This window comes from Leptospira neocaledonica (genome assembly GCF_002812205.1).
In the GTDB taxonomy this organism is placed as follows: domain Bacteria; phylum Spirochaetota; class Leptospiria; order Leptospirales; family Leptospiraceae; genus Leptospira_B; species Leptospira_B neocaledonica.
Genome location: NZ_NPEA01000004.1, coordinates 21,113 through 35,518, shown reverse-complemented (window position 1 = coordinate 35,518; position 14,406 = coordinate 21,113). Strand labels below are relative to the sequence as shown.

Annotated in this window: 14 protein-coding genes and 2 tRNA genes; 4 read left to right on the top strand and 12 right to left on the bottom strand. The window is 41.0% G+C overall.

The genetic code is table 11. The annotated features are described in order from the left end of the window. Positions 1–64: 64 nt before the first annotated feature. Positions 65–2,539: a penicillin-binding protein 1A gene (locus CH365_RS07210; protein WP_100767925.1), complete on the bottom strand. Its 2,475-nt coding sequence runs from the start codon at positions 2,537–2,539 to the stop codon at positions 65–67. An 18-nt stretch (positions 2,540–2,557) separates the two neighbouring features. Further along, the gene (locus CH365_RS07205; RefSeq protein WP_100767924.1) at positions 2,558–3,625 is read right to left on the bottom strand and encodes a zinc dependent phospholipase C family protein; all 1,068 of its coding nucleotides are present in this window, start codon (positions 3,623–3,625) and stop codon (positions 2,558–2,560) included. Between the two features lie 77 nt (positions 3,626–3,702). Between CH365_RS07205 and CH365_RS07200 the strand changes: the two genes are divergently transcribed. Continuing rightward, a complete protein-coding gene (locus CH365_RS07200; RefSeq protein WP_100767923.1) occupies positions 3,703–4,974 on the top strand; it encodes a diaminopimelate decarboxylase in 1,272 nt (423 codons plus the stop codon). Then, positions 4,949–5,665 (top strand): IspD/TarI family cytidylyltransferase, encoded by a 717-nt coding sequence (locus CH365_RS07195; protein WP_100767922.1) that lies wholly within the window; start codon positions 4,949–4,951, stop codon positions 5,663–5,665. Before CH365_RS07200 ends, CH365_RS07195 begins: the two co-directional genes overlap by 26 nt. A gap of 68 nt (positions 5,666–5,733) precedes the next feature. Here the strand turns inward: CH365_RS07195 and CH365_RS07190 are convergent, their stop codons facing one another. The 8 genes from CH365_RS07190 to coaE all read right to left on the bottom strand — a co-directional run bounded on the left by CH365_RS07190 (position 5,734) and on the right by coaE (position 12,274). Then, positions 5,734–6,375 (bottom strand): ankyrin repeat domain-containing protein, encoded by a 642-nt coding sequence (locus CH365_RS07190; RefSeq protein WP_100767921.1) that lies wholly within the window; start codon positions 6,373–6,375, stop codon positions 5,734–5,736. Between the two features lie 54 nt (positions 6,376–6,429). Continuing rightward, positions 6,430–7,035, bottom strand: coding sequence for a hypothetical protein (locus CH365_RS07185; RefSeq protein WP_100767920.1), 606 nt, complete (start codon positions 7,033–7,035; stop codon positions 6,430–6,432). 326 nt (positions 7,036–7,361) lie between these two features. Next, positions 7,362–7,443 (bottom strand) — tRNA-Leu (locus tag CH365_RS07180). A gap of 80 nt (positions 7,444–7,523) precedes the next feature. Further along, entirely contained in the window at positions 7,524–9,095 is a 1,572-nt protein-coding gene (locus tag CH365_RS07175; RefSeq protein WP_100767919.1) for a methyl-accepting chemotaxis protein, read from the bottom strand. Positions 9,096–9,463: 368 nt separating this feature from the next. Next, positions 9,464–10,153 (bottom strand): hypothetical protein, encoded by a 690-nt coding sequence (locus tag CH365_RS07165; RefSeq protein ID WP_100767918.1) that lies wholly within the window; start codon positions 10,151–10,153, stop codon positions 9,464–9,466. 101 nt (positions 10,154–10,254) lie between these two features. After that, positions 10,255–10,899 (bottom strand): FFLEELY motif protein, encoded by a 645-nt coding sequence (locus CH365_RS07160; RefSeq protein ID WP_100767917.1) that lies wholly within the window; start codon positions 10,897–10,899, stop codon positions 10,255–10,257. 86 nt (positions 10,900–10,985) lie between these two features. Continuing rightward, positions 10,986–11,651, bottom strand: a complete 666-nt coding sequence (locus CH365_RS07155; protein WP_100767916.1) for an SPOR domain-containing protein — start codon at positions 11,649–11,651, stop codon at positions 10,986–10,988. Continuing rightward, positions 11,648–12,274 carry a dephospho-CoA kinase gene (gene coaE / locus CH365_RS07150; protein ID WP_100767915.1) on the bottom strand — a complete coding sequence of 209 codons (627 nt, stop codon included), beginning with the start codon at positions 12,272–12,274 and terminating at the stop codon, positions 11,648–11,650. The genes CH365_RS07155 and coaE overlap by 4 nt, the downstream gene beginning before the upstream one ends. Before the next feature lie 151 nt (positions 12,275–12,425). Between coaE and CH365_RS07145 the strand changes: the two genes are divergently transcribed. After that, positions 12,426–12,665 carry a hypothetical protein gene (locus CH365_RS07145; RefSeq protein WP_100767914.1) on the top strand — a complete coding sequence of 80 codons (240 nt, stop codon included), beginning with the start codon at positions 12,426–12,428 and terminating at the stop codon, positions 12,663–12,665. An 8-nt stretch (positions 12,666–12,673) separates the two neighbouring features. Here the strand turns inward: CH365_RS07145 and CH365_RS07140 are convergent. Continuing rightward, a tRNA-Phe gene (locus tag CH365_RS07140) sits at positions 12,674–12,746 on the bottom strand. 39 nt (positions 12,747–12,785) lie between these two features. Between CH365_RS07140 and CH365_RS07135 the strand changes: the two genes are divergently transcribed. Next, positions 12,786–13,487 carry a protein-L-isoaspartate O-methyltransferase family protein gene (locus tag CH365_RS07135; RefSeq protein WP_100767913.1) on the top strand — a complete coding sequence of 234 codons (702 nt, stop codon included), beginning with the start codon at positions 12,786–12,788 and terminating at the stop codon, positions 13,485–13,487. 5 nt (positions 13,488–13,492) lie between these two features. Here CH365_RS07135 and CH365_RS07130 read toward each other — a convergent pair whose 3' ends face one another. Then, positions 13,493–14,389, bottom strand: a complete 897-nt coding sequence (locus CH365_RS07130) for a porin OmpL1 (RefSeq protein WP_100767912.1) — start codon at positions 14,387–14,389, stop codon at positions 13,493–13,495. Between the last annotated feature and the right edge of the window lie 17 nt (positions 14,390–14,406).

The window sequence follows — 14,406 nt, the reverse complement described above, 5'->3', positions numbered from 1 at the left end:
CTGACTGCTGATTCATCTATTTGGTGAGTGGTTCCGAAATCGACAACTCTTTTTGTATAAGACCTTACCGGATTACGTCCTCATCGCCTTCGAAGAGGTTCGGTTTTTTCTTTTTGGTAGTTCCCGGGTCTGTGGTATGGGTAGGAGTCGGATCCGGTTCGGTCATTCCGCGGTGATCTTCGCAGACTTCTTTCGGAACTGTATCTTTGTCGAAAACTTCTTCTTCCGTTTGGTAACAATGACTGCCTGGAAGTTTTCCGGAGATAGAGCAGATGGTCCTACGCACAATTTTTGCGTCTCCGAAATCGAATGATTTTGATTTTTCGTGAGAGAGCGCGTTTGCCATAAATCTTCCCCAGATAGGAGCGGCTACAACTGCACCCGACATTCCTCTACCGAGTGAAAGTGTTCCGGTATCATAACCAACCCAAACGACCGCTACAAGTTCCGGAGTATAACCTGCAAACCAAGCATCTCTAAAATTATTTGTAGTTCCAGTTTTTCCCGCGGCGGGGCGAGTGAGTCCGTAAGACCTGGCTCCTGTTCCGGTTCCTTTTTTGATCACATCTTCCATCATCGAAGTGATCACGTAACTTGTTTCCGGCGAGAGTAATCTTTTTCTCTCTTTGGATTCGAATTCTTTTCTGAAATCTTTGATCAGATTTCCTTGTTCGTCTTCTACATATAAAACGCTGAGAGGAAATACTTGTTTTCCTCCGGAAGCAAATACTGCATAAGATCTTGCAAGTTCATAAGGAGAAACTTCAAAACTTCCTAATGCGATAGAAAAATCTCTCGGAAGATTTCTATTCTCTACTTGTAAAAGTTTTTCGAGTCTAGGTAGAAGATTGTTTAGACCAGTATGTTCCAATAATCGGACTGCGACGCTATTTCTGGAAAGTTCTAAAGCTTCTCTCAAACGGATGAATCCGGAATATTCTCCTGAATAATTGCTTGGGTTCCATTCATCTCCGTCTTCTAAAACATATTGCAACGGAGAATCATCGAATAGAGAAGCTGCCGTAACATTCTTCTTATCGTCGGGATGTTCATGATAATATTCCATCGCAGAAGCATATACTAATGGTTTGAACGCGGAGCCAGGTTGTCTATATGCTTGGAATGCACGGATCTGTTGGTTGTCGGAGCGGAATCCGGAGCCTCCCACCATTGCGGTGATATGACCCGTATCTGGACGAATAGAGATTAACGCACCTTCTACAGGAAGTAAATGGTCTTCTGTAGCTTGGGTCCTATAATTCCAGTCGATTGCCTCCGCTAAACCTTCTGTGCCCGAAATCAAATTTAGAACGGCTAAATCGTCTCTGAATTCTTCCTGCCAGGCCCTATTGAAGGTCCGATAAGAGCGGGAAATCTTAAATTTGAATTCAGGAAGATCATGTAATTCCGCCAAAAGTTTGAATGTAGAACCGTAGGTGTCCTCGAATGAATCGATCTTGGTAAAAGCCCTTTGGTTAGACAATTGTGTCTGTTGTTTCAAACCTGCAGCCAATGCCTTTTCCGCCTGGGTCTGGTGCTGTATATTTAGGGTGGTATAGATCTTTAAACCGCCCTCATAGATCTGCTGAGAAGGTATATAACGGGCCAGGTTCTTACGCACGTATTCCGTAAAATATGGGAATTTGTTCAGACGATCGGAGAATGCGGAGTCATTCGGAGAACGATTTAAGGTTATATAATATTCGGAGAATGCTTCGAACTCTCTCTCAGCGGTTTCCACATCCAGGATCCCGTTTTCTACCAGCTTTTTGAATACTACTCTTACCTTGGAGGCCGATGTATTCGGATTTACTAAGGGAGAAAATTCCTTGGGTCTTGTGGTCAAACTTGCAAGTAGGGCGGCTTCTCCCCAGCTTAAGTCCTTGATATCTTTTCTGAAATAGAACTTTGCAGCGGCACCCACGCCTATGGTTCCGTGTCCAAGAGGGATTTCGTTTAAGTATATACCTATTAAGGTTTTCTTATCGAATACTAATTCTAAAAGTAGGGCCAGCCATGCTTCTCTTGCCTTACGTAAAAAGGATCTTTCCGTGTTTAAAAATTTTAATCTGGCAACCTGTTGTGTGATTGTAGATGCACCTTCTTTTACTCTTCCTGCAAGAAGGTTAACCATGGTTGCTCTAAAAATCCCTCGAAGATCCAAACCTTTATGAGATCTGAAATTATTATCTTCCGTAGAGACAAAACAACGAATGACCTTATTATCATCCCAACCACCAGGAAGATCTTCGTCGGTAATCACTACTCTGGAAAATCTATAAAACTCCGCGATAGGTTCGTACTTCCCTTCGGTATTCAATCCGAAAAGTAGAGAAGGTTTTTCGTAACGATCCGCCTTAGGGACCTGCCAAATATCTTTGATAGAGAATACGAATAAAAATCCGTTTAAGAAGATAAGACCCAGAACAAGATAGATCAGTTTGCGTACAGGATCGGAAGAATCCAAACGAGATTGGATCCTATCCCTAAAAAGTACTACAAAATATCTTGTGAAAAAATCTACGGGTTCGTGTTTCATTTGGTTTATTTCTGATTTTTATAAAGGAGAAAATTGGCGCATCTTATCTATACCATGGAACCTAAGTCCGGTGTCTAGATTATATCCTTGGTATTCTTTAACCATAGAAGACCGAGAAGTTTTGTCGTGAACATAACCCCAAGCATTTGTGACTGCATCCTTTGCGGCCTCACAAGCCTTGTTGATGAGTTCTACAAAAGAATCATTTCGGATGAGGTTCGGGTCTGCAGGATAAGACCATTCTCTTTTTTCTTCATTCATGATTCTTTTGTCTATATGCTCTTTTAACGGAAGCATTAGAACGGAAGAATTTACTTTGTGTAAAGTGATCTTATCTAAAAAGCTAAGTGCTGCTCTTACTATCTTACTTCTGGAATCCAAGTATCTATGGAAATACAAATAACCTAAGAAGGATTCGTTCAGAATATCTCCAGGGATGATCTTTTCTTCCGAACCTATATATTTTTCTTTGAACTCTTTCGGGAAAGTTGCTTTTAAACCTTTTAGCCAGAAGTTCCAAAGCATCGGATCCATTTTTTTCTTCCCGTCTTTTCCTTTGAAGATCACGTCCACATGTTGCACGAAATCATAAGCTTTCGGGGTCATTCCCCATCTGAAATCCAGAAGCCAAGAATCCAAAGCAAACTCTACTCTCATATGATTGTATTGTGCTTTGGAGCTAATCTCTTTGTCCGGACTATAATAATCACCGGAGATAAAAAAGATATAAGGGTGAGTGACAATGTCCACGGCGCAGTGGATGATATAACCTAAAGTGAATGCGAGAAAACGATCTCTATAAATTCCTTCCTCTACAGTAAGAACCCCGTCCAGAAAATTCAGGATGAGTTCCAAAACATTTTCGTGATGACTTAGATCTCCCCAAGGTAGGGCTTTTTTGGTTCGAACAGGAGAAAGAACATGATAAAAATAAAAAATATCCGGAGCGATCGCGCCTATATTGGCAAACTTACGGGTACCTTCTTCTCTTAAAAGTTTAGCGATCTTTCTTTGTTCTGCGGTTCCGTGATCCAGATGTTTGCAGACTTGAGAAAGAGCTTCGAGATGAGTGATTTTGCCTGCCATATCGGAATTTTGCCTTTGAAAAAACCCGGACCGCCCTAAAAGATGGCCTAGAAGGATCTAGAAAACCCTCTAACCCTATGCAATCAATAGAAAATCTTAAATTTTTGACTCCCGAAGAAGCTAGAAAAATCGCAACAAATTTCGGGACCCCAGTTTTTGTGTACTCTCGCAAAGGAATCGAAAAAAGTTGCGACGATGCACTTTCCTTTCCTAACGCTTTTGGTCTCACCGTTCGATTCGCAATGAAAGCCAATCCGGGGCGCACGGTTCTGGAAATATTAAGGAAGAAGGGTATCCATATAGACGCATCTTCCGAACATGAAGTGCAACGTGCGATACTTGCAGGATTCAAACCTTCCGATATTCTACTCACTTCTCAACAATTGGCAAGATCCTTAAAGGATTTGATTCCTCAAGGAGTCCAGTTCAACGCATGTTCTTTGAGGCAATTGGAAGAATTTGGAAAAAACTTTCCAGGAAAAGAAGTGAGCGTTCGTTTTAATCCAGGTCTAGGATCCGGAGCTACCAAGAAAACGGATGTAGGAGGTAAAACATCCTCCTTCGGCATCTGGCATGAAGAAATCGGAAAAGTAAAAGAGATCGTTTCTAAATACGAGCTCAAACTGGTTCGAATTCACACGCATATAGGATCCGGTTCCGATCCAGAAGTTTGGAAGGCTGTGGCACATTATACTTTAGAGATCGCAGCACAATTCCCTGATTGTAGGACTGTGAATCTGGGCGGAGGTTTCAAAGTGGGAAGAATGATCGGTGAAAAAACGACCGATCCTCAAACCATCGGGAAGCCTGTAAAAGAACTCTTTGAAAATTACGCCAAAGAAAAAGGGATTCAGCTTAAAATGGAAATCGAGCCTGGTTCCTTCCTAATGGTGAATAATGGAGCAATCCTCACTCAGGTAGATGATATCGTTTATACTGGGGACGGGGGATATACATTCGTAAAACTAGATATGGGAATGGATGTGAATACAAGACCGGCTCTATACGCTGCAAAACATCCACTGGTAGTGATCCCCGAAAAAGAAAAGTCGGAACAAAAGACCGGAGAGTTTGTATACGTAGGACATTGTTGCGAAAGTGGGGACTTGATCACACAAGAAGAAGGCGGCGGCCCTCAACTTAGGACCACAGAAGTTCCTGAGATCGGAGACTTGGTAGTGATGGAAGGAGCAGGAGCTTATTGTTCTTCCATGTCGGTAAAAAATTATAATTCTTATCCGGAAACCCAAGAAGTTCTGATCGATCTAGACGGATCCGCAAAACTCGTTCGTAAGAAACAAACTTTGGAACAAGTCCTTCAGAATGAAGTCCTGGTTTCCCTCGGGTAATATTTATTTACTACTTCTTTCGGGAGGAACAGGCTCCCGGATGAAGTCCGATCTTCCGAAACAATTTTTAGAATTAAACGGAAAATCTATCTTACTTCATAGTTTGGAAACTTTTATAGATTGGGGAAAAACCAAAAGTATAGTCCTCGTTTCTCATAAGGATTATATCTTAAAATCCGAAACGCTTTGCTCCCCCTTTCTGAGAGAAAGAGATCGAATTGTAGAAGGCGGAGACACTAGACATGGATCCACGTTGGCTGGGATTTCGAGTCTTCAATTTGCAACCAATGATATCATACTTATCCACGATGCAGCTCGACCATTCGTTTCTCCGGACGATCTAGACAGATTATCCAGCGTTACGGAAGAATTTGGAGTGGCCTCACTCGCTTCTAAAAATCACGAAACCGTTCTGGAAGAAGAGAAGGATCATCTAAAATTTCTTAACCGAGAAAAGATCTGGTTTATGAAAACTCCCCAAGGGATCCGAGGGGATATTCTGAAAAAGATCCTGGAAAAACCATCTGCAACAGAACCGACCGATCTATGCACCTGGGCCCAAGGGCAAGGTATCACCCCCAAGTTGGTAGAATCCAATCCATATAATCTAAAAATCACCGAAAAATCCGACCTGGCCTTAGCGGAAGCTATGTTGCCTTTGTTCCAGAGTTGGAAAGAGAAAGCGGATTAAGACTCTTTATGGAAGATTCAGGCCTCGTAGCTTATCGCTGAGGTTTTAATTTATAATAATCTAATGAATCAAAGATTGCCGGCCGTATATGGTTCTAATATTTTAATCATTTCGGTATCTTTATTATCTTTTGCGTAATCGATTGCCGATTTCCCCTCCTTATTTTTTCTTCGTATATTAAATTTATGTTTTGTGAGGAGAAGCTTGACTATTTCGTATTTTTTATTTTTTACCGGAACCGTAATCGCATCATCATCCAAGTTATCGACGGCATTAAGGTCCGCACCCTTTGAAAGTAAAAGTTCGACGATCTTATAATGATTTTCGTTTGTTTCCAGTTGGTGGGTCGCAGTTAATATGGCCGTACATCCGCATTTTGGAGAGCGAAAGTTAACCTTTGCACCTTTAGAAATTAAATACTTAACTACGTCTAAATTGCCATACGCGGCGGCTATCATTAACGCGGTCCAATCATCCGGAGGAGAGACCCTATCGATATCGGAATAATTGTTTTTAAAGAAGGTTTCGATTCGATTCGAATTTCCGAATCTCGCAAGTAAATGGATCGGATAGTTTACAAACATATCCTCAACGAAAATAGTTTCAGGATTATTTTTCTGTTCTATCGAACTACATGCTGAAAATACGAAAGCGATCGATAACGCGCAAACCGTAAAAAATTTTATAAATTGTATATGTAAAGTGATCATGAGTTAGCTGTCCTCTTGCTGCGAAAAATTAAGGAGTTTAAGATTATAAATGATTTAGTATCGGATGATTTTAAAATAATCGATCGCGCCTCTACCGGAATTTCCGGTGGAGATTGCAACTTTGAAACTTTTGATCGTTCCGATTTTATGTTGATATTTGAAGACTCCGTTTTTGAAGAAAAAAAGATCCGATCCTACTTTTCGTATAGTCAAAATCTGGAATTTGCTTGTGATATTTTGATTCCCATTACTATACATAATCCATTTCTCTTGATTAGCCACGGCAAAGGAATCTTTCCAATTCACAGACGATTCTATAAAATCCTCTCCTTCATTTAAATCAGTAAGTGCAATTCCTATATACGATTCAGGCTTATCTTTATTGCCCGAAACAGATGCCTCAATTTCAAAGTCCCCATCATACGCTATCGTAAAAAGTGACTTTATATGTTTATTCTTAGTATCTGAAAATCGGAAATGATAAACTCCGTCTTCTATTTTTGCAAAGAATTCCTTATCTTCTGCCATTCCAAAAAGTAAATTTGGTCTATTAAATTCCGAGATTACTGCCTTTTTAGGCGATCGAAGATATTCGAATTTGTCGGGATCTGCGGAGCAGGTTAGAAAAAACAAACAAGAGATAAATAAAAATCGATTCATTATAAGATCTTTTTAATATAATAAAACGGATAAACTTCAAGTAAAAAACTCAAAGATATAAAACGATTTGGCGGCAAGTTCGCGATAGACTTATGAATATATTTTAAGGAAGGTTTTTGCGAATGGAGGGACTCGCCCGCTACACAGTCTCGCATCCTGCTCGACTTGGTTCCGCGGCGTGCTTCGCCTGCCTCAGCACATCCTGTGCTTCGGACGCGAAAATATACGCTCGTTACGCGAGCTATTTTCGCTCTCAGACTCAGCCGTTCGAGTCCCTTGGATCTTATTTAGTTAAATGATTTTGTTGTTTTAAAGAGGAAAGTTTTTGCGAGTGGAGGGACTCGAACCCCCACACATTACTGCACCAGAACCTAAATCTGGCGTGTCTACCAATTTCACCACACTCGCGACGGGTTACGAAAGTCAGTCTTTCAACAGATGCCGGGAAGTCAAGAATATTGAACTTCTAAAAACTGCCCGGCGAGACCTTATTGAACTACCAATCTTTTGGATTGTTCCGAAAGTTCTTCCAAACTAGCTCTCATTCTATTGGAACCTTCCGAAATAAGATTCGAAGATTGTTCGATGGAAGAAAGGGCTTGGACCACTTCTTTGGTTCCGTTCTTCTGCTCGCTTGCAATGGATTCTATCTGTCGGGATAGATCGAATAGTTCTCGGAAGGATTTTAAGAAGGACTCGTGGATACGTCCTTGGTTTTCCACTCTGGATCTCAATTGGCCTAGGTTATCTACAATGGAAGTAAATCCGGATTCTTGGACGGAAACTTTTCGTTTTGTTTCTTCTGCCGCTGTGTTTCCGTTTGTGATCAGTTTTGCAGCTTCTCCGATAATTTTAGAGATTGTGGCCGCGTTTTCGGACGCACTATCTGCAAGTTTTGCTACTTCTTGTGCGACAACTGCAAACCCTTTTCCATGTTCCCCAGCTCTTGCTGCTTCGATAGATGCGTTTAATGCAAGTAAGTTGGTTCTGTCCGCAATTTCTCTCATGATATCGTTTACATCTTGGACTTTTTGGAAGGATTTACTAACTTCTCCGAAATTATTTCCTAATATTTCCATTGCACCAGATACATCTTTACTATAAACCTTGGATTCTTCTGTCGTTTTGGATAAGGAATCGGTAGAAATTCTTACTTCTTTTAAGATAGAGTTTAATGTGTCACTTTCTTTGTTCAATTCTTCTATCTTTCCGAACTGAGCCTTAACAAATTCTGCAGCGCTGTCTGTGGAGGCAGCTAATTCTTCGAGAGAAGCGCTGATCTGTTCCATGCTGGAGACCTGGCTTTGGATCTCCGAATTCAGAGTATCCATTTCGTTTTTCATCTCGGAAGTATTTTTGTTTAAGACAGTTGCTTCTTCAGTGATCCTATTCTTGGTTTTCTCGGCTTCTTCACTTTTTGCTTCCGCATCGACTGTTGACTTGATTGCCACATCCGAAACCGAAACTAAAAATTTAACTACGGAAGTTAAGATATGGATCCCTAAGATGAAAAATACAAATCGTATGATTTCGAAAAATACTGAAATCTCATCAGCCTTATCGGTATTGTATTTGAATTCCACCCCATTCAACCATGCGAAATAATCCATGGAGAATGTTCCGATAAATGCCAAGTATCCAACAAGCAAAGTGGTTCTAGGGGAAAGAAGAAGACCGGAATAAATCATCACAAAAAAATACAGCATGATAAAGAACGGCATTTTTAGGTTTCCGACCATTGCTTCTTTATTGGCGGCATACACAGTGACCGTTATGAAGATCAGGGAATACATCAAAATATCCAAGAATACACATAAGGTTACAAAAGAACCTTTGAGTTTTCCTTTTTTCAGAAGAATGATCTGAGCAATTCCGTATCCGAAAATTGTAAGTTCGATCAGAAAGTTGATAAGTGTGCTCGCTTGTTGGGAGCCTGCTTGTGAAAATAAAGCTAAAACATTTACCGCAAGCATTACGATGGAGAATCCGATCCGGATCCGATTGATGCTGATCGCTCCTTTTTCCGAAAAATTTGTAGTCTGTATGGAGTTTGCCGCCATTATTTTTTGCCTTTTCTAATTCTAACGAATTGATGCGAATATACGAATGGCCAAGTGATTTCGGCCAATACTGTTCGACTTCTAAAAACGAGAAAACTACACAGTTGTAATCCGAATAGAAAAAATGAACCTTCGGATTGTTAGCCTATGCGGTTTTTTAGTTCCTAGTTCTAAATAAAAAGAAAGTTAAAGATAGTCCAAAACAAGTAATCAGTAAACCCAAAAGGTCTAGTCAAAGAGATTGTAGGACCTGAATTTTTCCGGCAATCGGTGCAGAAAAACCTGGGATCTCGAGTTGTAGTCCATGTAGAACTATAAGTGGGATCCCGTTAAAGACTGTATGGATTAGAAAGATGATTAATCGAAGATTAAGATTCGATCGGAATCCGTTTGCCGTCCAACCAGCCTGCAACCCAAGCAAGAATCACATAACCTACTAACGCCTGGATAGAAAATTCAGGAATTGTAAGTGGAGGAGGGAAGAATGGAGTCGCAACCGCTAAGACCAAAAGTATTCCGCCGAAGATCTGCATTCCGTATTTTCCACCGAAAGTGGAACCCGGTTTTGTCGCTCTAAAATATAAGACCAATCCGATCAAAGTAAGAGTTACCTCAGTCGTGATAGAAAGAATTCTATTATGCCAAAGCCCGAAACCTATTTTAGGACCTGAATCGAATAGAATCGGTAGATCTTTTGTATGCATCGGAAGATCCAGAAAATAATGAGAAAGAACAGTCAAACCGATCAGTCCTGAAATTTTGTTCTTTAAAGAATCTGAATATGGTTTAGATCTTAAAAAGACGAATTTGAAGATTAGAAAACATAGGATAGACCAGCCGATTCCTCCCACTAAACTATGTGTGATCGGCATATAATAAAGATCGAAATTATTCACTTCGGTAAAACCAGGAACGAATCGAATACCTTCGATCCCGAATAAGATAAAGATCATAAATAGAATATCTACGAACTGAACCCCGATAAAACTCGCCCAAAGAGGAGTTTTGGGTTCGGCTTTTTTAGAAGCGAAAGAAACGCTATAATGTCCTATAAACATGAGTTTGCCCCAAGGCCGAAGTTCCGGCCGGAGCAAAGGATTTAAGAAATCTAAAAAAAGGCAAGAGGGAATCCGAAACGAAATTGTTCCGAAAATTAAAATTAGATCGATTCGTGTTTTTCGCCGTTGATCAGTTTGCCTAAAAGTCTGTTTTCTCTATCTACGAATGACTCGATAAACGGCTGTAAGTCTTTGATCTTTGTAGATAGATTATAACCTGCTTCCATAGTATCCACTAAAGAAGTGGCCCCTACCATAGATGCAGCAACTTTGATCGGTGCCATGATCAGTTTTACCATCGGAAGTTTGGAAAGAGAAAAGAAAAATTTGAGAGTTTCACCAACCATACCGATCTGAGCTCTTCTTTCCTCGAATCTGCCGACTGCACCTAAGGCAGCATAAAGATTTTCTTGAGGGATCTCTCCGTTCTCCATTAAATTATTTTCGATCACTACTTTAGCAGTCTCGAAATCCAAAGAGTCTGTGAGTTTGTTCAGTAGGATAATCTGATGGATATTATCGGTCATCGCCTTCCCGGCGACCGTTTTCAATTTTTCGTACAAACTTTCGAGAGCATTATCTCTTTCTTCTTTGTTGGTGGGAGCGTAGAGATTGTTTTCGAAAAAAGAGGGGATTCCGTCGTAGCCCTTAATCGATGTTAAAAGATCCGAATACGTATGACGCAATCTTTCGATTGTGGATCTGACAACGGCAAGACGAACTGGTTCGAGGTCTTTCAGATCCATTTCTGTTAACAACGAACTTGGAGTTTTACTGTTCCTGGGTCAATTGAAAAAATATAGAAGATCCACCGGGGAAATATCTAAAAAAATTATTCCTTAGAGACCAAAGCGTTTTCTTTCAAATTGCCGGGAAGTTTTTTCATGGATTTTTCCGCGTCTTCCTTGGAAGGGAAATTTCCCATACGGACTGTAAAATAACCGTTTTTGGTTTTTTTCACGTAAGACTTCCCGCCTAAAGAAGACTTGAGTTCATCTGCCTTCTCTTTGGTTTTGAACGCTGCTACTTGAACGAAAAAATCATTATCAGCCTTGTGGACCGCCGCCTTACGAGGAGAAGTGTGGACTGATTTTTTGGATTCCTTTTCTTTCCGAACTAATTTTTTTTCAGTGTGAGAAGAAGATGGGGCTTCTACTTCTATCTTGGATGGTTCTTCCTTTTTTGCAGGAGAAATTTCGGATCTTAGATCCACAACTTCTGCGCCTGGAGGAAGATTTCTGAATTTAACTTCTTCTTCTTTTTTAATATTAGAAGTCGCAGAAGATTCCTCCATTGCTTGGTTCACAGTGGAAGATGATAATGATTGCATATTGTCTCGATTGGAATTGAGAGCCAGGTCATCTTGCACTTGGCCTCTCTTTCTTCCGACGGAAACGCCTAAGAAGAAGAATGAAAAAAGAAGTCCCACTAAAAATAGGGAGAGCAATGAGATCCTTTTATTATCCAGATTGATGACGTAGAAAACTTTTTCCTTCATTTCATTCTTCCTTTTAATTCAGCGTACAAATGTTCGCATTCTTTACGAAGGTCTTGCAAATCCCCTGTGTTCTTAATGGAATAGTCGGCCTTCTTCGCTTTTTCCTGAAGTGAAAGCTGGCTTTTTGCTCTAGCTTCCGCTTCTTCTTTGCTAATCCCGTCCCTTTTTACTGTCCTTTCCAAAGAAGTTACCGGGTCTGAAATTACGCAGACAGTGGCATCGCAAAGGGTATAAGAGTCCGTTTCGAAAAGTAGTGGGACCTCCCACAGGACCAAACAACCTTCTGCTAAGCTGCCCAGTACTTCTAGAAACTCCTTACGTATCCTTGGATGGGTTAAAGAGTTTAGGATCTTCAGTTTTTCGGGATTCCCGAATACCAACTTTGCGATCCTTTTTCGATCTAGCTTGCCGGACTCATCCAAAATTTCCGGACCCAAGGAATCGATCAGTTCCTTTGAGATCGGGCTGTCCGGATCCGTATATTTACGGGCGATCTCGTCAGCGCTGATTCTCACTCCGCCCAATTCTTCCAAGATCTGAGTCGCAGTGGATTTGCCACCACCGATCATCCCAGTGATCCCGACAAGAAAAGCCCCGTCAGTTCTAAGAGAGGACCGAGTCATTGGGAAAGATTATATGAAAAGGCTTTTTAGTACAAGCTTTTTAACATATAGTCATAAGAGGAATCGGTGCGTTTACACTCCGATAGGGCTCCAATTGTAAGAAGAATAAATCTCTTTCCAAAAGATCTATACTTGATAGAGCAGTAGAATCATGAAATACTTGGAAACTTCTCAAATCATCCCAGCTAAGGGGATGTCCTACACGATGTACGAGATCGAAGGGGAGGACCAGATTTTACGGATGCTTACTTATATACCGGACACGGATGAGATACATATATATCCTAAACCACCGGTGAAAAAATTATATAAGCCCGAACTTTGCAAACAAGTGGAAGATCTGGTATTTACCGAATTATGGAAACTGGGAGAGGAAAGAAAGAAGGGATAAGCGGGTTTTGGCTTCGGGCAGAATCGAACTGCCGACACAAGGATTTTCAGTCCTCTGCTCTACCGACTGAGCTACAAAGCCGAACCCAGAACCAAAATACTGAGTCCGGCCTAGACGTCAATGGAAAATCCTGATTTAGGCTTCGTCTCCAGATTTGATGATGCTGGGACTGTTCTTGCAAGAGAAAGAATGGTCCGAACACAAATCTCGGAAAGAGGGATCAAGGATCCAAATCTACTTTCTGCCTTCCTAAAAGTCCCCAGACATATTTTCCTTCCTGAAAAATACAGGGAATGTTCTTACGAAGACAAAGCTGTTCCGATCGGAGAAGAACAAACCATTTCCCAGCCTTATATAGTCGCATACATCGCTAACCAATTGAGGGTAAGGCCCGGAGATACAATTTTAGAAATAGGCACTGGTTCCGGGTATCTGGCTGCAATTTTGGATCTTCTGGGGGCAAAACTTTTTTCCATAGAAATCGTACCTGAATTGTACGAAAGATCCTTAGCGGTTTTGGAAAGTTGGTCTCCTGGATTTACAGAAAGAAATGAGATTCTATTCGGAGACGCGAACCTTCTCACCCAAACAAAAGGAAAAATTTCTAAATTTGTATCTTCTGCATGTTTTCCAAAAATACCAGGATCAGAAAGTTTCCTTTTTGAATCTTTACAAGAAGAAGGGATCGCGGTGTTTCCCGTAGAATGGAAGGAAGAAGTCCAGCTTCTTCTTACTCTTAGGAAAAAACAAAATCGATTTGATGAGACAAACCGATTGCCTGTAAAATTTGTACCACTTTTGGGAAGAACGGATCTAATTTAAAATTTTCAGATCTCGTGTTTATAACCGAATCTATATTGGGTTCCTCCTAAAACTTGCGGGTAGGCGACGCTAGGAGCGAGGCCGGCTATCCCACCTTCCGAGCTAGGATGAGCAATTCCATATTGAAAGGAGAATAACGTCTCCATTTCCATATATATATGACCCTTATCGGAAACCCTTGCTTGAGCACCGACGAGCCAGTTGGGGGCAATGCCGGAAACGTTAAATCTAGTATTTTCCCAGTTGGCAGAAGGATCTGTTCCATCTGCGACTAAGCCTAGGATAGTAGTATCCGTAACACCTGCATCGACCAAAAATTCATGGACATCGTTCAAGCGGTTATGCCCTGCTAAACTCCATCCACCTTTAAAATAATGTATTCCGGCGCCTATGTATACAGCCGCATCTTCCGTAACGGAAAGTTTAATTCCTATATTTACAGGGATCTGGATTGCATTGTAATCCCAAGTCATATGGTAAAAAGATTGTCCCGCAAATTTTGCTTCCGTATCTCCTCCCATCACCTTGCGAGTGTAATGTGCGTTTACTCTCCAGAAGAATGTTTTTCCGAAATCTTGTTCGTACCCTAAGGAAAGTGTAAGTCCTGTCATTGCGCCGTTTGTTTTCGCGCTGATCAGACCATTGGAAGAATGTTGTAAGGTTAATAATCGGTTTTCTGGAATGACTGCTAATCGAGGAAGAACTCCGTCTGTGGTTCCTGTGCTGTCCTTAGTCGCGTAATTACTAGATGAATCCAAACCGTCTGTAGAGATTGTATTTCCCAAATCTCCTAAATCGAATTGTAATCCGGCACTACCCATTACATATGTTTTTGCATTTAAGTAGATCCCAGGTGCTATGAAAAGAAAGATGAGAAATGTTCTTCTGGCAGTTTGTATCATGGTTATCTCCGGGTGGG